This window comes from Bradyrhizobium sp. STM 3566 (assembly GCF_045571445.1).
GTDB classification, from domain to species: domain Bacteria; phylum Pseudomonadota; class Alphaproteobacteria; order Rhizobiales; family Xanthobacteraceae; genus Bradyrhizobium; species Bradyrhizobium vignae.
In genome coordinates, this window is the sequence record NZ_CP120692.1 from 170,538 (window position 1) to 196,286 (window position 25,749).

28 protein-coding genes and 1 pseudogene are annotated in these 25,749 nt (G+C 65.2%); 12 read left to right on the forward strand and 17 right to left on the reverse strand.

The window, feature by feature from the left end:
* The first annotated feature begins 5 nt into the window (after window positions 1–5).
* From P6U27_RS00795 to P6U27_RS00805, 3 genes are read left to right on the forward strand one after another with little or no spacing between them, the layout of a single operon-like run.
* Entirely contained in the window at window positions 6–1,520 is a 1,515-nt protein-coding gene (locus P6U27_RS00795; protein ID WP_129145737.1) for a type II and III secretion system protein family protein, read from the forward strand.
* A 52-nt stretch (window positions 1,521–1,572) separates the two neighbouring features.
* Window positions 1,573–2,304 (forward strand): CpaD family pilus assembly protein, encoded by a 732-nt coding sequence (locus P6U27_RS00800; RefSeq protein ID WP_129145738.1) that lies wholly within the window; start codon window positions 1,573–1,575, stop codon window positions 2,302–2,304.
* Window positions 2,301–3,590 carry a CpaE family protein gene (locus P6U27_RS00805; RefSeq protein ID WP_407193560.1) on the forward strand — a complete coding sequence of 430 codons (1,290 nt, stop codon included), beginning with the start codon at window positions 2,301–2,303 and terminating at the stop codon, window positions 3,588–3,590. Before P6U27_RS00800 ends, P6U27_RS00805 begins: the two co-directional genes overlap by 4 nt.
* A gap of 19 nt (window positions 3,591–3,609) precedes the next feature.
* On the opposite strand, the gene P6U27_RS00810 is transcribed toward P6U27_RS00805, so the two are convergent.
* Both P6U27_RS00810 and P6U27_RS00815 read right to left on the reverse strand, forming a co-directional pair.
* Window positions 3,610–4,395 carry a tetratricopeptide repeat protein gene (locus P6U27_RS00810; protein WP_129145739.1) on the reverse strand — a complete coding sequence of 262 codons (786 nt, stop codon included), beginning with the start codon at window positions 4,393–4,395 and terminating at the stop codon, window positions 3,610–3,612.
* 80 nt (window positions 4,396–4,475) lie between these two features.
* Window positions 4,476–4,721 (reverse strand): PilZ domain-containing protein, encoded by a 246-nt coding sequence (locus P6U27_RS00815; protein WP_028145870.1) that lies wholly within the window; start codon window positions 4,719–4,721, stop codon window positions 4,476–4,478.
* Window positions 4,722–4,949: 228 nt separating this feature from the next.
* Between P6U27_RS00815 and P6U27_RS00820 the strand changes: the two are divergent.
* The 3 genes and pseudogenes from P6U27_RS00820 (at window position 4,950) to P6U27_RS00830 (ending at window position 9,413) form a co-directional block, all read left to right on the forward strand.
* Window positions 4,950–6,487, forward strand: a pseudogene (locus P6U27_RS00820) (YifB family Mg chelatase-like AAA ATPase).
* A gap of 98 nt (window positions 6,488–6,585) precedes the next feature.
* The gene (locus P6U27_RS00825; protein ID WP_129144360.1) at window positions 6,586–7,053 is read left to right on the forward strand and encodes a hypothetical protein; all 468 of its coding nucleotides are present in this window, start codon (window positions 6,586–6,588) and stop codon (window positions 7,051–7,053) included.
* Window positions 7,054–7,169: 116 nt separating this feature from the next.
* Window positions 7,170–9,413: an ATP-binding protein gene (locus tag P6U27_RS00830; RefSeq protein WP_407193561.1), complete on the forward strand. Its 2,244-nt coding sequence runs from the start codon at window positions 7,170–7,172 to the stop codon at window positions 9,411–9,413.
* A 49-nt stretch (window positions 9,414–9,462) separates the two neighbouring features.
* Here P6U27_RS00830 and P6U27_RS00835 read toward each other — a convergent pair whose 3' ends face one another.
* The 8 genes from P6U27_RS00835 to hisB all read right to left on the reverse strand — a co-directional run bounded on the left by P6U27_RS00835 (window position 9,463) and on the right by hisB (window position 14,705).
* On the reverse strand, window positions 9,463–9,840 hold the full coding sequence (locus P6U27_RS00835; protein ID WP_245162748.1) for a hypothetical protein: 378 nt from the start codon (window positions 9,838–9,840) through the stop codon (window positions 9,463–9,465).
* Between the two features lie 106 nt (window positions 9,841–9,946).
* Entirely contained in the window at window positions 9,947–10,903 is a 957-nt protein-coding gene (coaA, locus tag P6U27_RS00840) for a type I pantothenate kinase (RefSeq protein ID WP_407193562.1), read from the reverse strand.
* Window positions 10,904–10,939: 36 nt separating this feature from the next.
* Complete coding sequence (locus tag P6U27_RS00845) at window positions 10,940–11,263, reverse strand: phosphoribosyl-ATP diphosphatase (RefSeq protein WP_027577145.1); 324 nt, start codon at window positions 11,261–11,263, stop codon at window positions 10,940–10,942.
* A gap of 89 nt (window positions 11,264–11,352) precedes the next feature.
* On the reverse strand, window positions 11,353–12,126 hold the full coding sequence (hisF, locus tag P6U27_RS00850) for an imidazole glycerol phosphate synthase subunit HisF (RefSeq protein ID WP_100233257.1): 774 nt from the start codon (window positions 12,124–12,126) through the stop codon (window positions 11,353–11,355).
* 10 nt (window positions 12,127–12,136) lie between these two features.
* Window positions 12,137–12,871 (reverse strand): 1-(5-phosphoribosyl)-5-[(5-phosphoribosylamino)methylideneamino]imidazole-4-carboxamide isomerase, encoded by a 735-nt coding sequence (gene hisA, locus P6U27_RS00855; protein ID WP_122406307.1) that lies wholly within the window; start codon window positions 12,869–12,871, stop codon window positions 12,137–12,139.
* Complete coding sequence (hisH, locus tag P6U27_RS00860; RefSeq protein WP_122400246.1) at window positions 12,868–13,518, reverse strand: imidazole glycerol phosphate synthase subunit HisH; 651 nt, start codon at window positions 13,516–13,518, stop codon at window positions 12,868–12,870. The genes hisA and hisH overlap by 4 nt, the downstream gene beginning before the upstream one ends.
* On the reverse strand, window positions 13,515–14,045 hold the full coding sequence (locus P6U27_RS00865) for a DUF2628 domain-containing protein (protein WP_129144358.1): 531 nt from the start codon (window positions 14,043–14,045) through the stop codon (window positions 13,515–13,517). The genes hisH and P6U27_RS00865 overlap by 4 nt, the downstream gene beginning before the upstream one ends.
* Window positions 14,046–14,111: 66 nt before the next feature.
* Window positions 14,112–14,705 carry an imidazoleglycerol-phosphate dehydratase HisB gene (gene hisB, locus P6U27_RS00870; RefSeq protein WP_129144357.1) on the reverse strand — a complete coding sequence of 198 codons (594 nt, stop codon included), beginning with the start codon at window positions 14,703–14,705 and terminating at the stop codon, window positions 14,112–14,114.
* A 191-nt stretch (window positions 14,706–14,896) separates the two neighbouring features.
* On the opposite strand from hisB, the gene hslV reads away from it, so the two are divergent.
* The 5 genes from hslV (at window position 14,897) to P6U27_RS00895 (ending at window position 19,155) form a co-directional block, all read left to right on the forward strand.
* Complete coding sequence (gene hslV / locus P6U27_RS00875; RefSeq protein ID WP_122400248.1) at window positions 14,897–15,457, forward strand: ATP-dependent protease subunit HslV; 561 nt, start codon at window positions 14,897–14,899, stop codon at window positions 15,455–15,457.
* Window positions 15,458–15,548: 91 nt separating this feature from the next.
* Window positions 15,549–16,034, forward strand: a complete 486-nt coding sequence (locus tag P6U27_RS00880) for a GNAT family N-acetyltransferase (protein WP_129144356.1) — start codon at window positions 15,549–15,551, stop codon at window positions 16,032–16,034.
* Window positions 16,031–16,648, forward strand: a complete 618-nt coding sequence (locus tag P6U27_RS00885) for a DUF2585 domain-containing protein (RefSeq protein ID WP_129144355.1) — start codon at window positions 16,031–16,033, stop codon at window positions 16,646–16,648. Before P6U27_RS00880 ends, P6U27_RS00885 begins: the two co-directional genes overlap by 4 nt.
* A 49-nt stretch (window positions 16,649–16,697) precedes the next feature.
* On the forward strand, window positions 16,698–18,002 hold the full coding sequence (hslU, locus tag P6U27_RS00890; protein WP_122400251.1) for an ATP-dependent protease ATPase subunit HslU: 1,305 nt from the start codon (window positions 16,698–16,700) through the stop codon (window positions 18,000–18,002).
* A 28-nt stretch (window positions 18,003–18,030) separates the two neighbouring features.
* Window positions 18,031–19,155, forward strand: a complete 1,125-nt coding sequence (locus tag P6U27_RS00895) for a hypothetical protein (protein WP_122400252.1) — start codon at window positions 18,031–18,033, stop codon at window positions 19,153–19,155.
* Between the two features lie 87 nt (window positions 19,156–19,242).
* On the opposite strand, the gene P6U27_RS00900 is transcribed toward P6U27_RS00895, so the two are convergent.
* From P6U27_RS00900 to P6U27_RS00910, 3 genes are read right to left on the reverse strand one after another with little or no spacing between them, the layout of a single operon-like run.
* Window positions 19,243–19,833, reverse strand: a complete 591-nt coding sequence (locus tag P6U27_RS00900) for a Smr/MutS family protein (protein WP_129144354.1) — start codon at window positions 19,831–19,833, stop codon at window positions 19,243–19,245.
* The gene (locus tag P6U27_RS00905; RefSeq protein ID WP_407193563.1) at window positions 19,830–21,359 is read right to left on the reverse strand and encodes a murein transglycosylase A; all 1,530 of its coding nucleotides are present in this window, start codon (window positions 21,357–21,359) and stop codon (window positions 19,830–19,832) included. The genes P6U27_RS00900 and P6U27_RS00905 overlap by 4 nt, the downstream gene beginning before the upstream one ends.
* Window positions 21,337–22,044: a Tim44/TimA family putative adaptor protein gene (locus tag P6U27_RS00910; RefSeq protein WP_122400254.1), complete on the reverse strand. Its 708-nt coding sequence runs from the start codon at window positions 22,042–22,044 to the stop codon at window positions 21,337–21,339. Before P6U27_RS00910 ends, P6U27_RS00905 begins: the two co-directional genes overlap by 23 nt.
* 397 nt (window positions 22,045–22,441) lie before the next feature.
* On the opposite strand from P6U27_RS00910, the gene secB reads away from it, so the two are divergent.
* Complete coding sequence (gene secB / locus P6U27_RS00915; RefSeq protein WP_122400255.1) at window positions 22,442–22,927, forward strand: protein-export chaperone SecB; 486 nt, start codon at window positions 22,442–22,444, stop codon at window positions 22,925–22,927.
* Here secB and dnaQ read toward each other — a convergent pair.
* Genes dnaQ through P6U27_RS00935 form a run of 4 tightly spaced genes read right to left on the reverse strand, consistent with a single transcriptional unit; the run spans window position 22,918 to window position 25,749 of the window.
* On the reverse strand, window positions 22,918–23,640 hold the full coding sequence (gene dnaQ, locus P6U27_RS00920; protein ID WP_122400256.1) for a DNA polymerase III subunit epsilon: 723 nt from the start codon (window positions 23,638–23,640) through the stop codon (window positions 22,918–22,920). The two genes, secB and dnaQ, sit on opposite strands and share 10 nt — an antisense overlap.
* Window positions 23,641–23,669: 29 nt before the next feature.
* Window positions 23,670–24,269: a dephospho-CoA kinase gene (gene coaE / locus P6U27_RS00925; protein WP_122400257.1), complete on the reverse strand. Its 600-nt coding sequence runs from the start codon at window positions 24,267–24,269 to the stop codon at window positions 23,670–23,672.
* Between the two features lie 23 nt (window positions 24,270–24,292).
* Window positions 24,293–24,901: a Maf family nucleotide pyrophosphatase gene (locus P6U27_RS00930; protein ID WP_129144353.1), complete on the reverse strand. Its 609-nt coding sequence runs from the start codon at window positions 24,899–24,901 to the stop codon at window positions 24,293–24,295.
* A gap of 8 nt (window positions 24,902–24,909) precedes the next feature.
* The gene (locus P6U27_RS00935) at window positions 24,910–25,749 is read right to left on the reverse strand and encodes a pyruvate, water dikinase regulatory protein (protein WP_122400259.1); all 840 of its coding nucleotides are present in this window, start codon (window positions 25,747–25,749) and stop codon (window positions 24,910–24,912) included.

Below are 25,749 nucleotides of genomic sequence, written 5' to 3' on the forward strand. Positions count from 1 at the left end.
ACAGCATGAACTACGGGGGTGATCGGACCGGCCTGCGCATTCGGGGGAAGCGCGCGCGCGCGCTCCTGGCGGGGACGATATTGATACTGGGGCTCGCGGCCCCCGGCGTGCTCAGTGCTGCGGATGCGCCGGTCGGCGACCAGGAGCCGATGCAGGCGTCGGATCTCGGCGTGTCGTCGGTGGCGACGATCGCACCGGCGCGGACGCGCTTTCTGTCGCTCGGCATCGGCAAGTCCGTCGTCATCGACCTGCCGCGCGAGGTCAAGGACGTGCTGGTGGCCGACCCCAAGATCGCCAATGCGGTGATCCGCTCGGCCCAGCGCGCCTATATCATCGGTGGCCAGGTCGGCCAGACCAACGTCGTGTTCTTCGCCGCCGACGGCCAGCAGGTCGCCTCCTACGACATCGCGGTGAAGCGCGACCTCAACGGCATGCGCGCCGCTCTGCGCCAGTCGCTGCCGGGCGTCCAGATCGAAGGCGTCGGCGACAGCGTGATGCTGACCGGCTCGGTGTCGAGCCCGGTCGAGGCTCAGCAGGCCGGCGACGTCGCCGCAAAGCTCGTCGGCGGCTCGGACAAGGTCGTCAACAACATCGTGGTGCGCGGCCGCGATCAGGTCATGCTCAAGGTCGTGGTCGGCGAGGTCCGCCGCGATATCGTCAAGCAGCTCGGCGTCGATCTCAGCGCCAGCCTGAACGCCGGCACCGCCGTGGTGAATTTCAACAATTCCAACCCGTTCTCGGTCTCCGGCGGGCCGATCGTCGGCAGCAATGGGCTCGGCGTCTCCGGGCTCGCCAAGGGCGTTGCCACCGTCAACGCCACCATGCGGGCGATGGAGAGCGCCGGTGTCATGCGCACGCTGGCCGAACCGAGCCTGACCGCGATCTCGGGCGAATCCGCCACTTTCGTCGCCGGCGGCGAATTCCCGATCCCCGGGGGCTATGCCTGCGATCCGGTCACTCACGTCTGCACCACCCAGGTCACCTACAAGAAGTTCGGCATCTCCCTGAACTTCACGCCGGTCGTGCTCAGCGAAGGCCGTATCAGCCTGCGCGTGATGACGGAGGTCTCGGAGCTGTCGAACACCAACTCGATCACGTTGACGCAGGCCGTGTCCTCGTTCGCGAACAACTCGATCACCATTCCATCGATCCAGACCCGCCGCGCCGAGACCACGCTGGAAATTCCCTCGGGCGGTTCGATGGCGATGGCCGGCTTGATCCAGCAACAGACCAAGCAGGCGATCAACGGGCTGCCTGGTGTCGACCAGGTGCCGATCATCGGCGCGCTGTTCCGCAGCCAGGACTTCGTCAACAACGAGACCGAGCTGATGGTGATCGTGACGCCCTATGTGGTGCGCGCGGTCGCTCAGAAGGAATTGTCGCGGCCCGACGACGGCTTCGCGCCGGCCTCGGACGCGCAGAGGGCGCTGCTCGGCCGGGTCAATCGCCTCTACGGCATCGCGACCCGTGTCGATCCGGTCGCCGGCACGCCCGGTGATTTCGGCTTCATCATCGACTGAGACGAACGGTTTGGGGACCGGGGCGCGAAACGGGGGCAAAGGGGACCAGGCGATGACGACAACATCAGCCGATCGACGTCGCAATTTGCGGATCACGCTGGCACTGACGGGGCTCTCTGTCATGCTCGGCGCCTGCAACACCACGGAGATCGTCACCCAGACGGTGCCGACCGATTATCGCCAGCGCCACCCGATCGCGGTGCAGGAAGGCAAGAAGTCGATCGTGATCTTCGTCGGCAAGGCGCGCGGCGGCCTCTCGGCTGCACAGCATGCGGACGTCGCGGGCATCGCGCGGGACTGGGTGCGCGAGGGCACCGGCTCCGTCGTCGTCGACGTGCCCGCCGACACCGCCAATTCGCGCGCGGCTGCTGCGACCTATCAGGAGATCCGCTCCGTGCTCACGTCCGGCGGCGTGCCGTCGCGCGCCATCGTCCAGCATCCCTACCGTCCTGAGGATCCCGGGCTGCTGCCGACCATTCGCCTGAGTTATTCGAAGATCGCGGCCGTCGCCGGGCCGTGCGGGCTGTGGCCGGAAGACGTCGGCCCCTCCATCCTCGACCCCGGCTACAACGAGAACCGGCCTTATTTCAATCTGGGCTGCGCCAGCCAGCGCAATCTCGCCGCGATGATCGACAACCCGGCCGACCTCGAGCAGCCGCGCGCCGAGACACCCGCCTATACCGCACGGCGCGACATCGCCTTCGACCGTTACCGCAAGGGCACGCCGATCGCGACGCCCTCTCCCGAATCCGACAAGGCCAAACTCAGCGATACCGGCAAATGACACGGCTTGACGAAGAAGACGCGGACGATCCGCTGCACCCCGACGAACATATCGCGCCTGTTCCTCGCATTTCGGTGCAAGCCTTTTGCGAGACCGAGCAGACGCTCAAGGCAGTGACCGCGGCGGGCCAGGATCGCCGGCTCGCCAAGGCTCACCTCACCGCCAAGGACGGTGGCCTCGCTGCAGCAATCGAAGCCTATGAATCGATGCCGACACCGAACGTGATCGTCATCGAGTCCGACGGCACGCGCGACATCCTGGAGGGACTCGACGACCTCGCCGGCGTCTGCGATCCCGGCACCCGCGTGGTCGTGATCGGCAGCCCCAATGACACCGCGCCCTATCGCGAGCTGGTGCGCCGCGGCGTCAACGACTACGTGGTCGGACCGGTCGAAACCCTCGACGTGGTCCGCTCGATCTGCAGCCTGTTCTCGGCGTCCGAGGCCATCATCACCGGCCGCGTCATCGCGGTGGTCGGCGCCAAGGGCGGCGTCGGCGCGTCCACCGTCGCGCATAATCTGGCCTGGACCATCGCGCGAGACCTTTCGCTCGATTCCGTCGTGATCGATCTCGACCTCGCCTTCGGCACGGCGGGTCTCGACTACAACCAGGACCCGGTGCAGGGCATCGCCAACGCGGTGCTGTCGCAGGACCGGCCGGACACGGCGCTGATGGAGCGCCTGCTCGCCAAATGCACCGATCGCCTCAGCCTGCTTGCGGCGCCCGCCACGCTCGACCGCGTCTACGATTTCGGTGCCGAAGCTTTTGACGCGGTGTTCGACACGCTGCGCATGACCACGCCGTGCATCGTGCTCGACGTTCCCCATCAATGGTCCGGCTGGACGCGACGCGCGCTGGTGAACGCCGACGATATCGTCATCGTGGCCGAGCCCGATCTCGCCAACTTGCGCAACACCAAGAACATGCTGACCGTTCTGAAGACAGCGCGGCCGAACGACCGGCCGCCGCTGTACTGCCTCAACCAGGTCGGCATGCACCGGCGCGCGGAGATCGAGGTCAAGGCGTTCGCCAAGACCATGGAGAGCCAGCCGATCGCGGTGATCCCGTTCGATTCGAAACTGTTCTCGACCGCGGCCAATAACGGCCAGATGATCGCGGAGGTCTCCAAGACCCACAGCACCACCCTCCTGTTCCAGAACATGGCGAACCGCCTCGCCGGCCGCGGCGACGTGAAGAAGCCGAAGCGCTCGCTGCTCGAGCCGCTGTTGAAGAAGCTGAAGGGCAGGTCAGGGCGCGGCTCGGCCCCGCATCGCAAGGCGTCATAGGGTACATCAGAGGGGCGGATTACTTGTCCGCCCGCTGCTGCTTCTTTGCCAGCAGCTGCTTCAGCGCCGCGACCTTGGCCGCTGCCTGGTCCGGCGGCAAATCTGCCTTCACGAGGATTTCGGCCTCGGCCTCGCGCCCCTGCAATCCCAGCACGAGGGCCAGATTGGCGCGGACCCGCGCATCGTTCTGATTGCGCTGATAAGCGCGGCCGAGCACCTGTTCGGCCTTCGACAGATTGTTTTGCAGCATATAGGACAGTCCGAGATTGGACAGCACGGTCGGCTCGTTCGGCACGATCTTCAACGCCGCGGCGTAATATTGCTGGGCTTCCTCGTTGCGGCCGAGCTGATCGAGCACCGCGCCCTGCGCCGACAGAATGCGCCAATCGGGATCCTCCGGCGAATGCGCCCGGCCGAGGACGTCGAAGGCCTGCTGGAAATTGCCGTTGTCGGCGAGTGCGCGGCCATAGCCGGCGAGCAGCGCCTTGTTGCCGGGACGGGCGAGCACGGCCTGCTCGAGCACCGCGACCGCCTGCGCGCGCTGGCCGCTGTCGCGCAGCGCCTTGCCGTATTCGATCGCGATTGCGGGATCGCTGGGCTTGGCACGATAACGCTCGCGAAGTGCGTCCATCTCCGGCCTGGCGTCGGCCTTGCTGTCGGCCTCAGCGACGGACGCCTGCTTGCCGCCGAGCGCACCGGTGACGTCCTCGATGCCGGTGGTCTGACAGCCGCCGAGGGCAAGGATCAGTACGGCGGAACACAGATATCTCGCCGGGGGAAAAGCGAGGAACGAACGCTTGGACATACTCTGATCACTCGGCAACTGATCAGAGATGCTTACCCATTAACGCTAAAGTCCCGTTAAGGAGGCGCGCCTGTTGAGGTTCAGTCGACGAATTCGGCACCGAATTCGCAGCCGATGCGCCAGCGCAGGCGGCATTGGCGGGAATAATCAGGCGCGAAGATGATGGTGAATTGCGGCGGCACTTCCAGGAATTCCGCCACCACTTTCACGCCGCCATCCGAAATATCCGTGATCGTGCAATCCCGCGGCAGCGAGCCCGCCCCAAAATGGATCTTGGCGAGCCGGCTGCACACCCGACGTTCGCTTCTCCGGCGATTTACCAGCATCTTGCTTCTTCACTTGTTAGATCACGGCCCATCCCGCGAGCCCAGGAGTAGCGGACATTCGTTGGAATGTGCTGAGGACGGAAGCCGGCATTCGAGACGTAGTCTCAGCGTCGCGTTTACGACTGATTAGGACTTGCGCGGGCTCTAAGCATTGTTCCTGTATTGTTCTTGCGAGAACGGCCGCCCTCTGCTACCCCTAATTGCAGGACAGAGCAGGCTGGTTCGGGCATGGTTCAACGGGTTTCTACCGTCGCCTTTGAGGGGATCGAGGCCCGCGCGGTCGACGTGCAGGTGCAGGTCGCGCCGGGCCTGCCGGCCTTCGCCATCGTCGGCCTTCCGGACAAGGCGGTGTCGGAGGCGCGCGAGCGGGTGCGTTCGGCGCTGCTCGCCTCGGGGCTGGCGCTGCCGGCGCGGCGGATCACCGTCAATCTGGCACCGGCCGACGTCCCGAAGGAAGGCAGCCACTACGACCTGCCGATCGCGCTCGGGCTGATGGCCGCGATCGGGGCGATCCCGCCGGATGCGCTGGCCGGCTTCACCGTGCTCGGCGAGCTCGGCCTCGATGGCTCGATCGCGCCGGTGGCCGGGGTTCTGCCGGCCGCGATCGGCGCCAATATGCGCGAGGAAGGGCTGATCTGCCCTGCGTCTTGCGGCTCCGAAGCGGCGTGGGCGAGCCCGGACATCCAGATCATTGCGGCTGGCTCGCTCATCCAGATCGCCAACCATTTCAAGGGCACGCAGGTGCTGTCGCGGCCCTCGCCTAGAGTGCATGAGGCCGCCGCCTCCACGCTCGACCTGCGCGACATCAAGGGCCAGGAGAGCGCCAAGCGCGCGCTGGAGATCGCGGCCGCCGGCGGGCATCATCTGCTCATGATCGGCGCGCCCGGCGCCGGCAAATCGATGCTGGCCGCGCGCCTGCCCTCGATCCTGCCGCCGCTGTCGCCGGGCGAGCTGCTCGAAGTCTCGATGATTGCGTCCGTCGCCGGCGAGATCGAGGGCGGCGCGCTGACGGCGCGGCGCCCGTTCCGCTCGCCGCATCATTCGGCCAGCATGGCCGCGCTCACCGGCGGCGGCGCGCGCGCCAAGCCCGGCGAGATCTCGCTGGCGCATCAGGGCGTGCTGTTCCTCGACGAGCTGCCGGAGTTCGATCCGCGCGTGCTGGATTCACTGCGCCAGCCGCTGGAGAACGGCGAGGTCGCGGTGTCGCGTGCCAATCACCGCGTCACCTACCCTGCCCGCTTCATGCTGGTCGCGGCGATGAATCCCTGCCGCTGCGGCAATGCGTTCGAGCCCGGCTATGCCTGCAAGCGGGGGCGCATCGACCGCTGCACCGGCGATTACCAGGCACGCATCTCCGGTCCCCTGATGGACCGCATCGATCTCCGCATCGAGGTGCCGGCGGTGACCGCCGCCGACCTGATCCTGCCACCGCCGCGGAGGGCTCTGCCGAGGTCGCCGCGCGCGTCGCGGCGGCGCGCGACATCCAGCTCGCGCGCTATGCGGATGCAGGCTTGCCCCATGTCCGCACCAATGCCGAGGCGCCAGCCTCGGTACTGGAGGAGATCGCGAAGCCGGACGCGCAGGGCCAGAAGCTGTTGAGGGATGCCGCCGAGACCATGCGCCTGTCGGCGCGCGGCTATCACCGCGTGCTGCGGGTGGCGCGCACGCTGGCCGACCTCGACCATGCCGACAAGATCGGCCGGCTGCACCTCGCCGAAGCGCTCTCCTACCGCGCACTCGCGGAGGATGTGCGGCAGATCGCGTAAGCGCCGCGCGCGTCAACCCGGCGGTAACGAGTTTCCTTTACGCTCTGCAAACCATAAGGCCCAACGAGTTCTCCCCAGGGCCCGGCGAGTAGAGCGTCATGTTGCGTTTCAAGGTCCTGGCCTCGGTTGTTCCTGTATTGGCGGCTGCGGTGTTCGCCCGCGCCGAGATCGGATCGGTTTCGCATCCCTGCATCGCGCTGGGCGAAACATCGGTCGAGCTCACCTCCCTGTTCTGGACCGCCGGCGTGCATGTCGCCTTCACCGATGATCCTGCGCGGGCCACGGTGCGGGTCCAGATCACCGACGATGCGGGCGCTGCGGATTTCGCCGTGGTCGACGACGGCCTCGGCGACGAGCCGGACTCCTGCCAGGCCAATCCGTCGACGCGCCTTGTCTCGATTGCCGCGCAGCCGGTCGATGGCGGCCAGGTGATCTATCTCTCCAGCGAAGGACCTGCGGATTACCGCATCTATGTGCGCTCTAAGACGTTCTCGCAGCGCGAGGCGGCGGCGCTGATCGTCGGCGCCCGCGGCGGCCAACGCCATTTCCAGGCCGCCTCGCTCTGAACCGTTAAGGCCCCGTCAACCCTGTTTGGAGGCAGCGCCGAAGCATCAAGCTGTTCGCAAGGTCGGCAGGCCATCGTCGCTCGCGGCAGCGGGGTTTCAGGCAAGGGTCGGAGGCGATGGGTCGGACGTTCCGGATCAAGGTGCGCATGCGCCGCTTCAGGCGGCAGCATCCCAGGGTCGCCTTCGCAATCCGCTCCTTCATGATTTTCTCGGCGACCTTCGGCGGCGCCTATGGTTTCGTGACCGGCAGCCGGGCCGAGAATTCCGGCTACGATCCGCACGCCTTTGCGATCGGTGCGAGCTTCCTGTTCGCGCTCGCCTGCCTCGGCCTTGCGACGCTGAGCATGCGCCTGCGTTTCGTCAACAAGCGGCTGCGGACGCTCGCAGCCCACAACGAAGCGCTGATCGACCGCAATTGGGAGCTGAAGGAATCGGAAGAACGCGCCCGCAGCCTGTTCGAGCAGCAGGGCGACCTCATCGTGCTGCGCGACACGAGCGGCCGCATCACCTTTGCCAACGAGGCCTATTGCGCACTCGCAGGACAGACGCGCAGCGCGCTGGTCGGCACGCGCTTCGACTTCGACGTGCTGGAGCAGGGCGAAAGCGCCCGCGAGAGCAACGGCACGCGCATCCACGACCAGAAGATTGCAACCCCGATTGGCGCGCGCTGGATCGCCTGGCGCGAGGGCTATGTCCGCGTCGACGCCGGACAACCCGCCGAATTGCAGAGCGTGGGCCGCGACGTCACCGATCGCACTGAGACCGAACGCGCCCTCTCCGACGCGCGTGACCAGGCCGATGCCGCCAACCGCGCCAAATCGCGCTTCCTCGCGATGGCCTCGCACGAGATCCGCACGCCGCTGAACGGCATCATCGGCATGGGCGGCCTCCTGCTCGACACCACGCTGACGCCGGAGCAGGCGACCTATGCCAGGGCGGTGAAGACCTCGGGCGAAGCCTTGATGGCGCTGATCGAGGAGCTGCTCGACTATTCCAAGATCGAGGCCGGCAAGCTCGATCTCGATCAGCGTCCCTTCGCGCTCTCGACCCTGGTCGAGGAGATCACCGAGCTGCTCGCGCCGCGCGCGCAGGCGAAGGCGCTCGAGATCGCCGCCTATGTCGACGAGCGCTTGCCGCTCGAGGTGGTCGGCGACGCCGCACGGCTGCGCCAGGTGCTGCTGAACCTCGCCGGCAACGCCATCAAGTTCACAAGCAAGGGCGGCGTCGCGCTGATCGTCGAGCCCGGCATCTGGCCGAACGAGATCAGCTTCCTGGTCCGCGATACCGGCATCGGCATTGCCGCCGAAGCACAGCAGCGCATCTTCCGCGAGTTCGAGCAGGCCGACGAGCGCGTCGCCCGCACCTATGGCGGCACCGGGCTCGGCCTTGCCATCAGCGAGCGAATCGTCAAGCGCATGGACGGCCGGATCACGCTCACGAGCGAGCCGGGCAAGGGCTCGACCTTCGAGGTCGCGGTGCCGCTTCCGCCGTCGCAAGCCGGCGCCGGACAGACGCAATTTCCGAGCCCCGATCTCACCGGCAAGTCGATGCTCCTCGTCGCCGACGGCATCGAAGCCTCGTTGATCGCGCGGCGCCTCGAGCGCTGGGGCGGCCAGACCTGCATGGTTGCCGACGCGGCCGTCGCCGAAGCATTGCTGCCGGAACGCTCGTGGCACGCGGTGCTGATCGATCGCGCGATCGGTCCCGCCGTCGCCGACCATCTCGGTGACGCAGCCCGCGCGCATGCATTGCAGCGCCTCGTGCTGCTGACGTCGAGCTCGCGCCACGAGAAGCTGTCGCCGGCCTTCACCGGCTTTCTGGTGAAGCCGCTGCGCGCGGCCTCGCTCGCCGCACGCCTCGCCCTGACGCCGGAGGTCGCTTCCCCCGATCTCGCGCCGGAGCCGCCGGCTGCATCCGCCGGCACAGCACCATCGAAAGGCCTCTCGATCCTCGTCGCCGAAGACAATGAGATCAACGCGCTGTTGATGCGCTCGCTGCTGACGAAACTCGGCCACCGCGTCGTCATCGCCGTCCACGGCGAGGCCGCGCTGGAATCCTGGCTCGCTGCCTCATCCGCCGGCACGCCCTACGATCTCGTGCTGATGGACATCCAGATGCCGCAGCTCGACGGCATCGAAGCGACCAAGCGCATCCGCGCACATGAGGCGGCCAGCGGCAGCCACCACACGCCGATCCTGGCGCTCACCGCCAACGCGCTGGTGGAAGATCGCCATGCCTGCTTCGAGGCGGGCATGAACGGGTTTCTGATCAAGCCGCTCGACCGCGAGAAACTGGAAGAGGCGCTGGCCGGGTTGGCCGCATCCCGACATCTGGCCGTCCCTAACCTCACGAGAACCTGAGTTCAGCCGGCAATAGGCAATTGGCAATTGAAGTCGATCGCGCTGCGCATCACCATCCTCGGGGCATCTGCAATAGAGGATTTGCGCATGAACGCGCTTGAGCCGCGCGTCCCTGGCTCGCACCAGCGATGGCGCGGGGCAGGTCGGGGGCAGAGCGGACCTTCGGGCCGACTGGCGGGACGATCCACTCTTCGGCACGAGCAAGAAAACGCGGCGCCGCGCGCTTGCCCGGCGGCGCTTGGGTGCTCTTGAAAACGGTGTCCGCCTGAGCCGCGCGCTTGCAATGCGGGCACAAGAAGAGATGCGCGATGATCGGGGTCGGCTCGTCTGCGAGCAGTTCCGAGCGGAACCACTTCATCTCGATATGGCAGTCCGGACAGATCGGTGCTTCCAGCTGCTCCGCAGCGCTTCTGAGACGATCAACCATGGTGTGCCCTCGCGTTTTCGAAGGCCATGACCCAATACCCCTCGTTGGTCTGCAACAAAAGACCCTCAGCTTCTAAATTCGCCTAAGGCGACGCTCACCGGCGCGATTACAGCCGCCGCAGCGCCACGCTCTCCACCGTGTGGTCGGCGCCCTTCTTGAGGATCAGCGTCGCGCGGGGGCGGGTTGGCAGGATGTTGTCCTCGAGATTGGCGAGGTTGGTGCGTTCCCAGATCGCAATCGCAGTGGCGGTGGCTTCCTCATCCGACAGCAGCGCGTAGCGGTTGAAGTAGGATTTTGGATCGGTGAATGCGGTGTCGCGCAAGGCCAGGAAGCGCTTGATGTACCATTGCCGCAGCGCCGCTTCCTCGGCGTCGATGTAGACCGACAAATCGAAGAAGTCGGAAACGACGGGCACCGCCTTGCCGTCGCGCGGCAGCTTGCCGGTTTGCAGCACGTTGACGCCCTCGACGATCAGGATGTCGGGCTGGTCGATCTCGGCCCACTGGTTCGGCACGATATCGTAGGTCAGATGCGAATAGACCGGCGCGCGCACATGGCGACGGCCGGCCTTGATGTCGGAGAGGAAGCTGAGCAGCAGCGGCAGATCGTAGCTCTCCGGAAAACCTTTCTTCTGCATCATGCCGTGCCGCTCGAGCACCGCGTTGGGATAGAGAAATCCGTCAGTGGTGATCAGCTCGACTTTCGGCCGCGGCGACCAGCGCGCCAGCAGCGCCTGGAGCACGCGTGCCGTGGTGGATTTCCCGACCGCCACCGAGCCGGCGACGCCGATGATATAGGGCACCTTGCGATCCCTGATGTTGAGGAACTGGCGCTCCGCGTAATACAGCCGCTGCGTCGCATCGACGTAGATCGACAAGAGGCGCGACAGCGGAAGATAAATGTCCTCGACCTCCTGCAGGTCGAGGCGATCGTGCAGCGAGCGCAGCCGGTCGAACTCGCCCGGCTCCAGCGTCATCGGCGTATCGTCCCGCAGGCGCGCCCACTGCTCGCGCGTATAGACGCGGTACGGATTATACTGCTGCTCGGGTGCGCGGATATCCATGACGTCGTCTTCCCGTTGCGATCTATTCGCCCTTGTCTAGCCGCCCTTGCGCGACGCCTTCTCTTCCAACCCTGACATGTTCGTCCGCTTGTCCAGCGCGGCTTCGACCTCCTCCAGCTTTACGCCGCGGGCCTTGAGCAAGACAAGGAAATGATAGAGCAGGTCGGCACTCTCGGCGATCAGATGCGCGCGATCGTTTTCGACTGCAGCGATTACGGTTTCGACTGCTTCCTCACCGAACTTCTTGGCGCAATGCTCGGCGCCCTTGTCGAGGAGCTTGCGGGTATAGGAGGCCTCGCCCCCGGAAGCCGCGCGGGCGTCGATGGTCTCGGCCAGATCATGGATCGTGAAACGCGGCATCGGACTTACTCGGAAACACGCTTGGCAATACATTTGGCCACGGCGGCCATTCCCGTCCGCCAATGTAGCATTGTTATGAACCGGAGTCGTCAGGCATCCAGGCGCATCGGCAGCCCACGCCGCGCCATGTGCTCCTTGGCTTCGCGAATGGTGAATTCCCCGAAGTGGAAGATCGAGGCGGCCAGCACAGCCGTGGCGTGCCCGTCGCGGATGCCGTCGACGAGATGGTCGAGATTGCCGACGCCACCCGAGGCGATCACGGGAACGGGAACGCTGTCGGCGATAGCGCGGGTCAGCGGAATGTCGAAACCTTGCCTGGTGCCGTCGCGGTCCATCGAGGTGAGCAGGATTTCACCGGCGCCGAGCGCGACCACTTCCTGGGCATATTCGATGGCATCGATACCGGTGGAGTTGCGGCCGCCATGGGTGAAGATCTCCCAGCGGTCGCCACCAGGGCGCTTGACGCGCTTGGCATCGATCGCAACCACCACACACTGTTCGCCGAATTTTTCGGCGGCTTCCTTGACGAACTCCCGCCGCGCCACCGCGGCGCTGTTGATCGAGACCTTGTCGGCGCCGGCGCGCAGCAGCGTCTTGATGTCGTTCACCTCGCGCACCCCGCCACCGACGGTGACAGGCATGAAGCAGGCCTCCGCCGTGCGCCGGACCACGTCCAGCATGATGCCGCGGTTCTCATGGGTCGCGGTGATGTCGAGGAAGGTCAGCTCGTCGGCGCCGGCGGCATCATAGGCGATCGCGGCCTCGACGGGATCGCCGGCATCGCGCAGATCGACGAAGTTGACACCCTTGACGACGCGGCCATCCTTGACGTCGAGGCAGGGGATCACGCGCACCTTGAACATGGGTCAGCTCCTACGCGCGCGCATTGCGGATCAAGGTGAGGGCGGCGGCGGGATCGAGCCGGCCGTCATAGAGCGCACGGCCCGCGATCGCCCCGGCGAGCTTTCTCGCACGCGGCGTCAGCATCGCCTTGACGTCCTCGATCGAGGCGAGACCGCCGGAGGCGATCACAGGGATCGAGATGGCATCGGCCAGCGCGATGGTCGCGTCGAGGTTCAGGCCCTTGAGCAGGCCGTCGCGCGCGATGTCGGTGAAGATGATCGCAGCAACGCCGGCATCCTCGAAGCGCTTGGCGATCTCCAGCACGGTCACCTGCGAGGTCTCGGCCCAGCCTTCGACCGCGACCTTGCCGTCGCGGGCATCGAGGCCCACGGCCACGCGGCCGGGGAATTTCTTCGCCGCTGACTTCACCAGCTCGGGATCGCGCACCGCGGCGGTGCCGATGATGACGCGGCTGATGCCCTTGTCGAGCCAAGCCTCGACGGTGGCGAGATCGCGGATGCCGCCGCCGAGCTGCACCGGGATCTTGATCGTCCTCAGCATCGCCACGACGGCCTCAGCATTCACCGGCTTGCCGGCGAACGCCCCATCGAGGTCGACGACGTGGAGATATTCAAAACCCTGCTCGGCAAAGCTCTGCGCCTGGGCTGCGGGATTGAGATTGAAAACGGTCGCGCGCGCCATGTCGCCTTGCTCGAGGCGCACGCATTGGCCGTTCTTGAGGTCGATCGCGGGAAAGAGGATCACGGCTTCCATCGCAAGAAGTTCGAGATCAGAGCCAGGCCGAAACGCTGGCTCTTCTCGGGGTGGAATTGGGTACCGATGGCGGTGTCCTTCGCGACGATCGCGGTGACAGGCCCGCCGTAATCGGCGCGCGCGAGCACGTCCGCCTCATTGGCGGCGTTGAGGTGGTAGGAGTGCACGAAATAAGCGTGCTGGCCCTTGGGGCCGAGCGGCAGCTTGTTCAGCACCGGATGCTCCCTGAGCACCTCGAGCGTATTCCAGCCCATGTGCGGGATCTTCAGGCTTTCATCGCGCGGCGTGATCTTCTCGACGTCGCCGCCGATCCAGTTCAGGCCCTCGGTGATGACGTGCTCCTTGCCGCGGCTCGCCATCAGCTGCATGCCGACGCAGATGCCGAAGAACGGCCGCGCCTTGACGCGCACCGCTTCGGTGATCGCCTCGACCATGCCGTTGACGGCATCAAGGCCGCGCCGGCAATCAGCGAAGGCGCCGACGCCTGGGAGCACCAGGCGGTCAGCCTCGTAGGCCTGGTCCGGATCGCTGGTGACGAAGACCTTTTGCGGGCTCTCCAGACTGCGCGCAGCGCGCTCGAACGCTTTGGCGGCGGAATGCAGATTGCCGGAACCGTAATCGATGATGGCGACGCTCATCTTGACCCTCCCGGTTCTGGAAACAATCCAATGATGCCGCCGGCCGGAAGCGGCGGCGGGTTCGAGAATTGCTGACCCGGCACGCCGCGGGTCGGCGGCGGGCCGCCGCGATCGACGGCCCATTGATCGTTGACGATGCCGTGCTGCTTCTGGCTCCAGCGCTCGAAGAAGCGACGCTCGGCGGTGTCACGGTCCTCGGCGACGACGATGTCGAGCTGCCGCCACTTGCCGCGCGACAGCGTCCAGCGCCGCAGGCTGGAAGCCTCAAGCCCCGTCAACAGCGCGACGACGATGTCGGCGAAGAAGATCGAGCTCCGGCCGAGACCCAGGCTGGAGAGGCCTGCATGGAATGCCGCCATGAAAATCAGCCAGCCGATGAGCACCAGCCACAGCCGATTCCACAGCAGCCAGAACGGGCCGAAGATCATCGCCCAGAAATGGAAGCCGTCGCGCACGAAGACGAATTTGTCCCCCGCGCGCAGATCGGCCCCGCCTGGGCTGGGAGCATGAACTGTGTAGACAGGCATGGTGATGCCCCCGTTCTCGAAAATTCAGTGATACCGCCGGCTCGCGTTCGCCGCGAGACGGAGATGTCAGCCGCCCAGCGAGCCCTTGGTGGAGGGGATTTCACCCGCCGCCTTCGGATCGATCGCAACGGCGGTGCGCAGCGCCCGCGCCAGACCCTTGAAGCAGGACTCGGCGATATGGTGGCTGTTATCGCCATATAGGGTCTCGACGTGGAGAGTCACGCCGGCGTTGATGGCGAAGGCCTGGAACCATTCGCGCACCAGCTCGGTGTCGAACTCACCGATCCTGTCGCGGGGGAAGTCGGCCTTGAACACCAGGAACGGGCGGCCCGAGATGTCGATGACCACGCGCGACAGCGTCTCGTCCATGGGCATGTGCACGCCGGCATAGCGGGTGATACCCGCCATGTTGCCGAGCGCCTGCTTGACCGCCTGGCCGAGTGCGATGCCGGTGTCTTCGGTGGTATGGTGATAGTCAATGTGCAGATCGCCCACGGCCTTGACCGTGAGGTCGATGCGGGAATGGCGGGCGAGAAGATCGAGCATATGGTCGAAAAAGCCGATGCCGGTCGCGATATTGGCCACGCCGGTGCCATCGAGGTTCACGGAGACCTCGATGTCGGTTTCCTTGGTCTTGCGCTTGATCGTCGCGGTGCGCATTGAAATGCGGTTTCCATTCTAGCTTTGAGCCGAAAACGCCAGTCTATTAACAGCCAAATGACACCTTCGCTACTGCGGGAACGGCCGGCCGGGCCTCTACTTCTGCCTATGGTGAGCGAAATTGAGCCCGAAACGGCCCGTTGTACCCTCAGCTCTGACCGCCTAAATCAGGCCGGACAACGAGGTATTTCATGCAGGATTCCCAGAACAGCTCACCTCACTGGCACGGCACCACGATTTTGACAGTCCGCAAGGGCGGCAAGGTGGTGGTCGGCGGTGACGGCCAGGTCTCGATCGGCCAGACCGTGATCAAGGCCAACGCCAAGAAGGTCCGCAAGCTCGGCAAGGGCGACGTGATCGGCGGCTTCGCCGGTGCCACCGCCGACGCCTTCACGCTGTTCGAGCGGCTGGAATCCAAGCTCGAGCAATATCCGGGGCAGCTGACCCGGGCGGCCGTGGAGCTCGCCAAGGACTGGCGCACCGACCGCTATCTGCGGCGGCTGGAGGCAATGATGATCGTGGCCGACAAGGACGTCTCGCTGGTGCTGACAGGCACCGGCGACGTGCTCGAGCCCGAAGCCGGCGTGATGGCGATCGGCTCCGGCGGCAACTACGCCCTGGCCGCGGCGCGGGCCCTGCTCGACACCGACAAGGACGCCGAGACCATCGTCCGCCGCTCCCTCGACATTGCCGCCGACATCTGCGTCTACACAAACCGGAATGTGACCATCGAGAGCCTGGCGAGCGGGTAGGGGCTTTGACCGAACAGCGGAGCTCCAGAGTCGGTGTAACCTCTCCCGCTTGCAGGCGGCAGAGGGAGCGCAGCACCGCCGTGGTTGCTAGATGACCCCAAGCTATGCCTTCCATCCGATGACCGCGGCCGACCTGCCGCTGATCCGGCGGTGGCTGGATGAGGCTCATGTGCGGGAATGGTGGGGCGATCCGGATGAACAGTTTGCGCTGGTCAGCGGCGATCTCGATGAGCCCGCGATGGATCAGTTCATCGTGTTGGCCGGCGACAGGCCATTCGGCTATCTTCAGTGCTACCGCCTGACCGCCTGGAATACAGGCTTCGGGCCGCAACCGGAGGGCACGCGTGGGATCGACCTGTTCATCGGCGACGGCAACATGATCGCACGCGGCCACGGCTCGGCGTTCATCCGCCAGTTCGTCGACGAACAGCTGCGGCATGGTCTGGCCCGCATGGTCACCGATCCGGACCCGCTGAACCTGCGCGCGATACGCGCTTACGAGAGGGCTGGATTCATCCGCGACCGCATGGTCGCGACGCCGGACGGTCCGGCACTGCTGATGGTTTGCGAACCGTGACGCTGGCGCAGGCGAGCGAGAGCAAGGTCGCGGTCCCACCGCTCGCCTGGGCCGGCCTCGCGCTGTTGCTGCTGGCGCTGCAGGCCTCGATCCTGCTTGCGATGGGGCGGGTCCCGATCTGCACCTGCGGCACCATCAAGCTCTGGCACGGCGTGGTGAACAGCTCGGAGAATTCGCAGCAGATCGCCGACTGGTACAGCTTTTCGCACGTGCTGCACGGCTTCCTGTTCTACGGCTTGACCTGGCTGCTGTTCGCACGGCTGCCGCTCCTGCCTTTGTCCTGGCCGGCGCGGCTGATCATCGCCATGGTGATCGAAGGCGCCTGGGAGATCGTCGAGAACTCGCCCTTCATCATCGAGCGCTACCGCGCGGGCACGATCTCGCTGGATTACTATGGCGACAGCATCGTCAATTCGGTCTCGGACAATCTGGCCATGGTCCTGGGGTTCCTTGCCGCTCGCATGCTGCCCATCAGCGCGACCGTGCTGCTCGGACTTGCCTTCGAAATCATGCTGGCGCTCCACATTCGTGACAATCTGACGCTCAATATCCTGATGCTGATCCATCCGCTCGAGGCCGTGAAACAATGGCAATCCGGCCCGCCGATCATCTGACCTAAATTGCGGCTTGTCCTTGGCCGCCTCCCGCCCTAGCTAATCAGACATGACAGACTTCTCCCCCCGCGAAATCGTTTCCGAACTCGACCGTTTCATCGTCGGCCAGGACGACGCCAAGCGCGCCGTCTCGATCGCGCTGCGCAACCGCTGGCGCCGGCAACAGCTCGAAGGCTCCTTGCGCGAAGAGGTGCTGCCGAAGAACATCTTGATGATCGGCCCCACCGGCGTCGGCAAGACGGAAATCGCGCGGCGGCTCGCCAAGCTCGCCAATGCGCCGTTCCTGAAGGTGGAAGCCACGAAATTCACCGAGGTCGGCTATGTCGGCCGCGATGTCGAGCAGATCGTGCGCGATCTCGTCGAGGTTGCGATCGCGCAGGTGCGCGAGAGGAAGCGCAAGGACGTGCAAGCGCGCGCCCAACTTGCCGCCGAGGAGCGCGTGCTCGACGCGCTGGTCGGCGCCAATTCCAGCTCGGCGACTCGGGAATCCTTCCGCAAGAAGCTGCGCGCCGGCGAGCTCAACGACAAGGAAATCGAGATCGAGACGCAATCGTCCGGCGGAGGCATGCCGATGTTCGAGATCCCGGGCATGCCGGGCGCGCAGATGGGCGCGATCTCGATCGGCGACATCTTCGGCAAGCTGGGCGGCCGCAGCAAGACGCGGCGGCTGACCGTGGAAGGTTCGCACGAGATCCTCGTCAACGAGGAATCCGACAAGCTCCTGGATACCGAGCAGCTGACGCTGGAAGCGATCAGCGCGGTCGAGAACAACGGCATCGTGTTCCTCGACGAGATCGACAAGATCTGCGCCCGCGACGGCCGCGTCGGCGGCGACGTCTCGCGCGAGGGCGTGCAGCGCGATCTCCTGCCGCTGATCGAAGGCACCACGGTCTCGACCAAGCACGGCGCAGTCAAGACCGACCACATCCTGTTCATCGCCTCGGGCGCCTTCCACGTCGCCAAGCCGTCCGACCTGCTGCCGGAATTGCAGGGCCGCCTGCCGATCCGAGTCGAATTGCAGGCCCTGACCCGCGACGACATGCGCCGCATCCTGACCGAGCCCGAAGCCTCGCTGATCAAGCAATATGTCGCGCTGATGCAGACCGAGGGCGTGACGCTCGACATCAGCGACAGCGCCATCGATGCTCTGGCCGACATTGCGGTGGCCGTCAATTCCACCGTCGAGAACATCGGCGCGCGGCGGCTGCAGACCGTGATGGAGCGGGTGCTGGACGAGATCTCCTTCACCGCCCCCGACCGTAACGGCGAGACCATCCGGCTCGACGCGGATTACGTGCAGAAGCACATCGGCGACCTCGCCAAGAACGCGGATCTGAGCCGGTTCATTTTGTAATTCGGGCCGGTCACGCTATTGATGCGGCGTGACCGTACGCATCCTGCAAAATCCCTGGCGACTCCTGCTCGCGATCAACGCCGCGATCATCGTCGGCGTCTTCATCCACAAGATCCAGCTGCCGCCTTACGTCCCCTATATCCACCTCCTGGTCGACTACCATTTCGGCTTCATCAAGCGCGCGCTGATCGGGGCGATCGTCGCGCTGTTCACGAACAAGGTGCCGGTATGGCTGGTGTTCGCGCTCGGCGGCGTGACGTGGCTGGCGACGCTGGGGCTGTACGCAAAGCTATTCGAGAAGACGTTCGGCTTCAGCGCGAAGACGCTGCCCCTGTTCGTCTTCACCGCAGGCTCGCCGTTCTTCCTGAAGAACTTCATGCACACGCTCGGCCATTTCGACATTTATGGCTGCGCGCTGGCGATCGTGCTGCTGCTGATGCCCGCAGGCTCGTTGCTGTTCGTTGCCGCGGCCGCGCTGTTCTCGATCATTCTCGTGCTGATCCATCACATTCATCTGTTGATGTATGTGCCGACGATCATCACCATCGTCGTGATCAGGCACTACCTGACCCATGGCTACAATCGCACCAACATTGCTTTCGGTAGCGTCGCCCTCGCCGCCGTCTCCGCATTGTTCTTTGCGGCGCAATTCCAGGGAACGATGCCGATCCCCGAAGCGGATTTCGTCGCGTATCTGAAGAGCCGGATGGCCGATCCATCGCGCGCCGACCTGCTGCAATTCGCCTACATCTGGTACCAGCCGCTGGCGAAGGAGGTTGCCGACACCTGGGGCCGCCTGCCGCACAATATCCTCGGCGTGCCCGTGTTCGCACTCTTGATCTGGCTGCACACGCCGCTTTGGCGCTATGTTGCGAACCTGATCGGCGCGCTCGCGAGCGAAACGCAGCGCCGCCTCATCATCGCAGCGTTGATCGGGATCAGCCTCGCTTATCTCGTGATGTTCGTGATGGTGTTCGACTATTCGCGCTGGATCTCGAACTGGGCGGTGTGCATGTTCCTGATCCTGCATGCAGTGAAGATGCTGCCGGCCAAGCGCGAGACTGCGCTGATTCCGGCGGAGCATCAGAGGACAAACATCTTGGGGCTGATCATCACCTTGATCCCGCGCGTCGGAATCGTCCGGCCGTTCTGAGACGATCAGCTCTGAGACGATCGGCCAGCTCCGGAGACGGTGCGCTCCCTCTCCCGCTTGCGAGCGGGAGAGGTGTGGACTCGCTATCTAACCTCTCGCCCGCCTGATCCGCACATACAGCGCGCCCTCGCCGCCGTGGCCGATATGCGCAGTCTCGAAGCCGACGACGAAGGCGCGGAATTCGGGCAGGCTCAACCATTCCGGAACCTGGCGGCGGAGCACGCCGGTCTCGCCGCCGCTGCGGCCCTTGCCGGTGATCACGAGCACGAAGGTCAGGCCGTCCTGGTGGGCGCGGTGCAGGAAACCGGACAGCGCGCGATGGGCGCGCGTCTGGGTCATGCCGTGCAGATCGAGTCGCGCCTCGATCTCACTGCGGCCGCGCGAGAGCTTCGTCCGCTCGCGCTTGCCGAGCGGCGCCAAGGGCGGCACGGACGGTTTTGCGACACGCGGCGACGGCGCGGCGGCGACGGGTCGCTGCGATGACGCGGGTCGCATGGCAGGCACAGCGGGTGTCGGCTCAGCGCGCGGCGCGGCCTGTGCCTTCGCCATGCGATGCTTCCTCAGCGGCTTGACATGCTTTGCAACCGTATCCCACAGCTCGCGCTCCTCCTCGCTCAGCGCGCGACGGCGCGGCGAGGGGCGGGACTCCAGCACGGGCGGACGGGACGATCGTTTCATTGCTGCCGATGAGGACGATTCTTCACCGGTCGACGCGGTTCGGAGGCAGGCTCGATCGCGGGACGCGGCACCGGTAGCGGAACGGGGCCGGCGATGGCAACCGTTTCGTTCTTGCCTTGCGCCGCGGCGGCGGCAGGCGTGCCCGTCGTCGCCGGGTCGGTTTGCGGAAACAGTTTTGCGATCTTCTCCGAGGGCCTGGGGTCAGGTATCGGCAGCTTCGCGGCGCGCGGGCCGGGATCGAGGCTCTTCGGTATCAGCATCACGAAATGCATGGGGTGGCGCAGCCGTCCGGAGATACGGCCTGCCTCCTGGCCAGCACCGAAAAACAGATCGGCGCGCGCAGGTCCAATAATGGCCGAACCGGTGTCCTGCGCGATCATCAGCCGATGGAACGGCGTCTTGGCGCGTTCGGATTCGATCGGCAGCTCGCCCTCGATGAAGAACGGCGTGCCGTAGACATGCAGCGATTTGTCGACCGCGATCGAGCGTCCCGCGGTCAGCGGAATGCCCTGCGCGCCTACCGCCTCATCCTTGTCGGAGAGGTTGACCTCGCGGAAGAAGATGTAGGCGCGATTCTGGCGGCGCAGCTCCTTGGCGCCGTCGGGGTTCTGCGCCATCCACTCCCTGATCTTCTGCATCGACATCTCCTCTTTCGGGATGATGCCGCGCTCGATCAGGATGCGACCGACGGCCGTGTAGGGATAGCCGTTATAGGCGTCGTAATTGAGCCGAACCGTGCTGCCGTCCTCGAACTTGATCCGCGCCGAGCCCTGAATCTGGGCGAACAACAGATCAGTCGGGTCCTTCAGCCAGGCGATCTCCAGCCCGCGACCGGCGATCTTGCCGTCCTCGATCTCGCCGCGGTCGTAATAGGGCACCAGCTTGCGGCGGCCGATCTTGCGATAGACCGGGCCTTTGTTGGGCAGGCTGATCGAATCCTGCTTGTAGCCGCGGACGAACAGATTCGAGGGACGACGATAGACCGGCACGTTGTAGACGTCGGTCTGCGTGCGCGATCCCTCCAGCACCGGCTCGTAATAGCCGGTGACGAAACCATCGGGCTCGCCGAGGCGCGAGATCCGCAGCGGTGCGAAATTCTCCTCGAAGAAGGTCTTCGCTTTGGCGTCGTCGGTGAGATCGAGCGTTTTGGCAACCCGGCAAGGCTCGCTCAGCGAGGCGCCCAAAGCCTTGGGTTCGGCTGCGCCGTTCTGCGCATTGATCGATCGGCAGCTGGCACGGAAGGCCTTGTAGGCGGCGAGATGATCGTCCGCGCCCCAACCCTTCACGTCCGCCCAGGCCAGCGGCAGATATTGCGCGCCGGGAATTTCGAACGGCAGGGAGAGCTGCGGATAGGGCAAGGGCCGCGGCGGAGCGGCAGGCACGTGCGACAGATGCTGGTGCTGACTGCGATGGTGGCGCCGCGCCGCCTCTGCGCCGAGCGAAAACGACGACAGCGCGACGGCACCTGCGCAAAGCGCCGTCGCGCCGGTCTTCAGGAAAAGCTTAATTCGCGCTTCCGGTGCCAACCAGCTTCCAGTTCGGATCGCGGGAGGAGGTGTCGCGGGCGAAAGTCCAGATGTCGGTGATGTCGGCGACCGTATCGGCACTGCCATCGACGATGTTGCCGGCCTTGTCTCGGGTGGCCGAGATCATCTGCGAAACGAAGCGCACGGTGAGCTGGGCAGTGCGGTCGCGCAGCTCTGCGCCGACGAGCTCGGCCTTGTCGATCGAGACGAAGCGCGTCTCGGTCTTTTGCTCGTTCTTCTCGCGTTCCCTGATCGCGGCGTCGAAGCTCTCATAGACCTCCGACGACAACAGGTCGCGCAGCGCGCGGCGGTCGCCATTGGCGAAGGCCAGCACGATCATCTCGTAGGCGCCGCGCGCGCCCGAGAGGAAATGGCGCGGGTCGAAGCTGGAATCCTTCTCGACGATGGCATCGAGCCCCTGCGCCAGCGCAGTGCCCGGCTCGGCCAGCCCTTTCCAGCGATCGGAGGGCGCGGTCGGCTCGGCCGTCGGCGCCAGCGGGGCCTGGTCGATCACCTTGCCCGGCATGGTCACGACGTTGTTGTCCTGAGCACCCCCCAGCGCATTGCGGGCGGCGGTGCGATCGAACGGCGGCCGCTCGTTGCCGGTGCGCTGCCCCAGCACGCTACGCAGTCTCAGGAAGATGAAGACTGCCAGCGCCAGGAATATGATGGTGTAGATGTCCACGTCGTATTCGCTTTCTGGTCTTTTCAGGGGTCGTTGCCGGGAAAATCAATCCGGCCAGTAGACCGTTCCTCGCGGAAACGGCAAGTCTACATCACCATTTTGGATCCACATCAGGTCCTCGGGATGTAGGCACGAAATCTTGCCCGGCCAATGGCGCCTTTTGGCACAGCGCCGAGTGTAGCGCGTTTTATGCTTAAGGGGAAACCCGATCCTGCCCGGAAATCGCGCATCTTCAATCGTTTAAGGCGCAATTTCGCGGAAAAGGCAGGATGAATGTCAAAGCTCCGGGCGCGGCCCGAATCCTTGATCCGGGACCGTTCGTCCTTGTGGAACGAGGCGGCCCTATGTTAGCCAACCGCCGCGAAATTCAGCCCAAATCGGGTAAGGAGAGACTTTCATGACCAACGGTAACGGCACCCCTCCCGAGGCGGCCCAGGCTCCCCAGCTGAACGTGCTGGCGCAATATACCAAGGACCTCTCGTTCGAAAATCCGAACGCGCCGAGCTCGCTGCAGCAGCAGAGCCAACCGCCGCAGATCAACATCCAGATCAATGTCAGCGCCAACAACCTCAGCGAACAGGAGTTCGAGGTGACGTTGTCGGTCGAGGGCAAGGCCGAGGCCGCGAGCAAGCTGATGTTCTCGTTCGAGCTCGCCTATGCCGGCGTGTTCCGCATCGCCAACGTGCCCAAGGAGAACCTTCATCCGCTGGTCATGATCGAGTGCCCGCGTTTGCTGTTCCCGTTCGCCCGCGAGATCATCGCAACGGCCGTGCGCGACGGCGGGTTCCCGCCGCTGATGCTGGATCCGGTCGACTTCGTCGGTCTCTATCGCCAGAACATGGAGCGGCAAATGGCCGCTCAGGGTCAAGCTGGTCAGGCCTGAGCGGCCGCCACGGCGGCTGGAGCGGGCAGGTACTCGTTCCAGATCGCCTTGTCGCCCATCGTTGCGATGAAGGCCCGATGGGCCTCGCGCTCGGCCTCCGAAATCCGCGGCGCAAGCGGCTCCAAGCGCTGCCGCCGCGGCGCATCGCCGGCCGCACTGACGCGAATCTCCTGGGCGTCCGAAGCCAGCAGCAGCTGCGACTGCCGCGCCCCGACCAGATCGACATAGACCTCAGCCAGCAGCTCGGCGTCCAGCAGCGCACCGTGCTTGGTGCGGTGCGAATTGTCGATGGCGTAACGCGAGCAGAGATCGTCCAGCCGGTTGGACACGCCGGGATGCTTGCGACGCGCCAGCAGCAGCGTATCCACCAGCCGCTCGCGCGGGATCGCGGCGCGCTTGATGCGGTCGAGCTCGGCATTGATGAAGCCGATGTCGAACGAAGCGTTGTGGATCACCAGCGGCGCATCGCCAATGAACGCCAGAAACTCGTCGGCGATCTCGTGGAACAATGGCTTGGTCGCCAGGAATTCGGACGATAGTCCGTGCACGGCGAACGCTTCCGCCGGCATGTCCCGTTCGGGGTTGATGTAGACGTGAAAGCTCTGTCCCGTCGGCATGCGATTGAAGATCTCGACGCAGCCGATTTCGACCAGTCGGTCGCCGCGGAGCGGATCGAGGCCGGTGGTTTCGGTGTCGAGGACGATTTCGCGCATGCCGTCAAGAAGCCGTGTGAGACGGCGAATCAGGCTCGCCGCTGCGGCATCTTAACGACCTCGGCCAGGATGTGCTTGATTTGGTCGCGCACCGGGTCGAGTCCGTGTGAGGTATCCACCACGAAATCGGCCCGCTTGCGCTTCTCGGCATCCGGCGTCTGCTTGGCGATGATGGCGTCGAGCTTGGCCTCGTCCATCGTGCCGCGCTCCAGCACCCGCTGGCGCTGGAGTTCGGGCGAGGTCGAGACCACGACGACGGCGTCGACCCGCTTCTCGCCGCCGGTCTCGAACAGCAGCGGAATGTCCAGCACTACCACCGGCGCCTTGGCAGCCTCGGCGTCAGCGAAGAATTTCTGCCGGGAGGCGCCAAGCATCGGATGAACGATCTGCTCGAGCTGCTTGATCGCGGCAGGATCGTGCACGACGCGCGCCGATAGTTTTTGCCGGTCGACCTTGCCGTTCACGGTGGTGCCGGGGAAGGCCGCCTCGATCGCCGGGGCTGCTTCACCCTCATAGAGCTGATGCACGGCAGCGTCGGCATCGTAGACGGGAACACCGGCCTCCGCGAACAGCTTCGCAGTGGTGGATTTGCCCATCCCGATCGAGCCGGTCAGTCCGAGGATCCGCATCAACGCCCAGCCATCTCTGTCATTCACACCGCAACTAGCCTTTCGCGCCGCAGGAACGCAAGCAGCGGCAGCAGCGGCAGGCCGAGAATGGTGAAATGATCGCCCTCGATCCGTTCGAACAGGTGAATGCCAAGCCCTTCGAGCTGATAGGCGCCGACGCTGGTCGTGACGGCATCGCCGGCAGCGTCGAGATAGGCCGAAAGCTCGGCGTCGGTCATCTCTCGCATGGTCATGCGAGCGACCGAAACGTCCTCGAACACAATCTTGCCGTCACGCGCCACGGCCACCGCCGAATTCAGCTCGTGGCCGTTGCCGGCGAGATCGCGCAACTGCGCCATCGCCTGGGGACGGCCCGCGGGCTTGTTGAAGAGCCGCATCCCGAGAGCCAACGTCTGATCGGCCCCAATCACGTAGCTCCCCGGATGACCCGCCGAAACGGCCTTGGCCTTTTCTCGCGCCAGCAACAAGGCGATCTCGCGCGGATTTGAAAGTCTCGAGCCGGCCTGAATGCCGCGCTCGTCGATATGGGCCGTCACGGCCTCGAATTCGAGCCCGGCATTGGCCAGCAGCATTTTGCGCGCGCTGCTCTGCGAGGCCAGGATCAACGGGGATGTGCCGCGCCACAGTGTCATGGCAAAAGCTATTCCGACGGCCGGTTGCGTTGGCGATCACTATAGAGCTTCATGATCGCCGCCGCGGTTTCCTCGATCGAACGGCGCGTGACGTCCAGCAGCGGCCAGTCATGCTTGGCGCTGAGCTTGCGCGCAAACGCGACCTCCTCGGTGACCGACTGCTTGTCGGTGTAGGTGTCGCTGCCGGACTCCGCGCCCATGGAGAGCAGGCGATTCTGGCGGATCTGGATCAGGCGTTCCGGCGTCGCGTGCAGGCTGACGACCAGCGGCCGCGTCAGCGTCTCCAATTGCGAGGGCACCGGAATGCCCGGAACCAGCGGCACGTTGGCGGTACGGATACCGCGATTGGCGAGATAGATCGATGTCGGCGTCTTCGAGGTGCGGGACACGCCGACCAGGACCACGTCGGCCTCGTCGAGACCCTCGACATGCTGACCATCGTCATGGATCATCGTGTAGTTCAAGGCGTCAATGCGCTTGAAATATTCCGCGTTGAGGACGTGCTGAGCGCCGACGCGGCCTGTGGTCGCAGCGCCAAGATAGGCTTCGAACAGCTGCATCACCGGACCGATGATCGACAGGCTCGGAACGTTGATCTCCTTGCACTTGCCTTCGAGTCTCGCGACCAGATCCTTCTCGAGCAGCGTGAACAGCACGATTCCCGGCGCTTCCTCGATCTCGTCGAGCACGCGGTCGAGCTGCTTCTGGCTGCGCACCAGCGGATAGACGTGCTCGACCGGCGTCACGTTGGCGTATTGGGCCGCGACCGCGCGCGCCACGGTGATGAGCGTCTCACCCGTGGAGTCCGAGACCAGGTGCAGATGGAAATAATTGTTCGAGGTCGGCAC

What these genes read in the sequence shown, in the direction of transcription:
- P6U27_RS00815 (WP_028145870.1), bottom strand. Translation starts at nt 4,721, where the DNA reads ATGCTGGTAAATCGCCGGAGAAGCGAACGTCGGGTGTGCAGCCGGCTC.
- P6U27_RS00835 (WP_245162748.1), bottom strand. Translation starts at nt 9,840, where the DNA reads ATGGTTGATCGTCTCAGAAGCGCTGCGGAGCAGCTGGAAGCACCGATC.
- P6U27_RS00900 (WP_129144354.1), bottom strand. Translation starts at nt 19,833, where the DNA reads ATGAAACGATCGTCCCGTCCGCCCGTGCTGGAGTCCCGCCCCTCGCCG.
- P6U27_RS00825 (WP_129144360.1), top strand. Translation starts at nt 6,586, where the DNA reads ATGTTGCGTTTCAAGGTCCTGGCCTCGGTTGTTCCTGTATTGGCGGCT.
- P6U27_RS00845 (WP_027577145.1), bottom strand. Translation starts at nt 11,263, where the DNA reads ATGCCGCGTTTCACGATCCATGATCTGGCCGAGACCATCGACGCCCGC.
- P6U27_RS00800 (WP_129145738.1), top strand. Translation starts at nt 1,573, where the DNA reads ATGACGACAACATCAGCCGATCGACGTCGCAATTTGCGGATCACGCTG.
- hslU (WP_122400251.1), top strand. Translation starts at nt 16,698, where the DNA reads ATGACAGACTTCTCCCCCCGCGAAATCGTTTCCGAACTCGACCGTTTC.
- P6U27_RS00795 (WP_129145737.1), top strand. Translation starts at nt 6, where the DNA reads ATGAACTACGGGGGTGATCGGACCGGCCTGCGCATTCGGGGGAAGCGC.
- hisF (WP_100233257.1), bottom strand. Translation starts at nt 12,126, where the DNA reads ATGTTCAAGGTGCGCGTGATCCCCTGCCTCGACGTCAAGGATGGCCGC.
- dnaQ (WP_122400256.1), bottom strand. Translation starts at nt 23,640, where the DNA reads ATGCGCGAAATCGTCCTCGACACCGAAACCACCGGCCTCGATCCGCTC.
- P6U27_RS00930 (WP_129144353.1), bottom strand. Translation starts at nt 24,901, where the DNA reads ATGACACTGTGGCGCGGCACATCCCCGTTGATCCTGGCCTCGCAGAGC.
- hisB (WP_129144357.1), bottom strand. Translation starts at nt 14,705, where the DNA reads ATGCGCACCGCGACGATCAAGCGCAAGACCAAGGAAACCGACATCGAG.
- hisH (WP_122400246.1), bottom strand. Translation starts at nt 13,518, where the DNA reads ATGAGCGTCGCCATCATCGATTACGGTTCCGGCAATCTGCATTCCGCC.
- P6U27_RS00810 (WP_129145739.1), bottom strand. Translation starts at nt 4,395, where the DNA reads ATGTCCAAGCGTTCGTTCCTCGCTTTTCCCCCGGCGAGATATCTGTGT.
- P6U27_RS00880 (WP_129144356.1), top strand. Translation starts at nt 15,549, where the DNA reads ATGACCCCAAGCTATGCCTTCCATCCGATGACCGCGGCCGACCTGCCG.
- coaE (WP_122400257.1), bottom strand. Translation starts at nt 24,269, where the DNA reads ATGCGGATCCTCGGACTGACCGGCTCGATCGGGATGGGCAAATCCACC.
- hslV (WP_122400248.1), top strand. Translation starts at nt 14,897, where the DNA reads ATGCAGGATTCCCAGAACAGCTCACCTCACTGGCACGGCACCACGATT.
- P6U27_RS00805 (WP_407193560.1), top strand. Translation starts at nt 2,301, where the DNA reads ATGACACGGCTTGACGAAGAAGACGCGGACGATCCGCTGCACCCCGAC.
- P6U27_RS00865 (WP_129144358.1), bottom strand. Translation starts at nt 14,045, where the DNA reads ATGCCTGTCTACACAGTTCATGCTCCCAGCCCAGGCGGGGCCGATCTG.
- P6U27_RS00830 (WP_407193561.1), top strand. Translation starts at nt 7,170, where the DNA reads ATGGGTCGGACGTTCCGGATCAAGGTGCGCATGCGCCGCTTCAGGCGG.
- secB (WP_122400255.1), top strand. Translation starts at nt 22,442, where the DNA reads ATGACCAACGGTAACGGCACCCCTCCCGAGGCGGCCCAGGCTCCCCAG.
- coaA (WP_407193562.1), bottom strand. Translation starts at nt 10,903, where the DNA reads ATGGATATCCGCGCACCCGAGCAGCAGTATAATCCGTACCGCGTCTAT.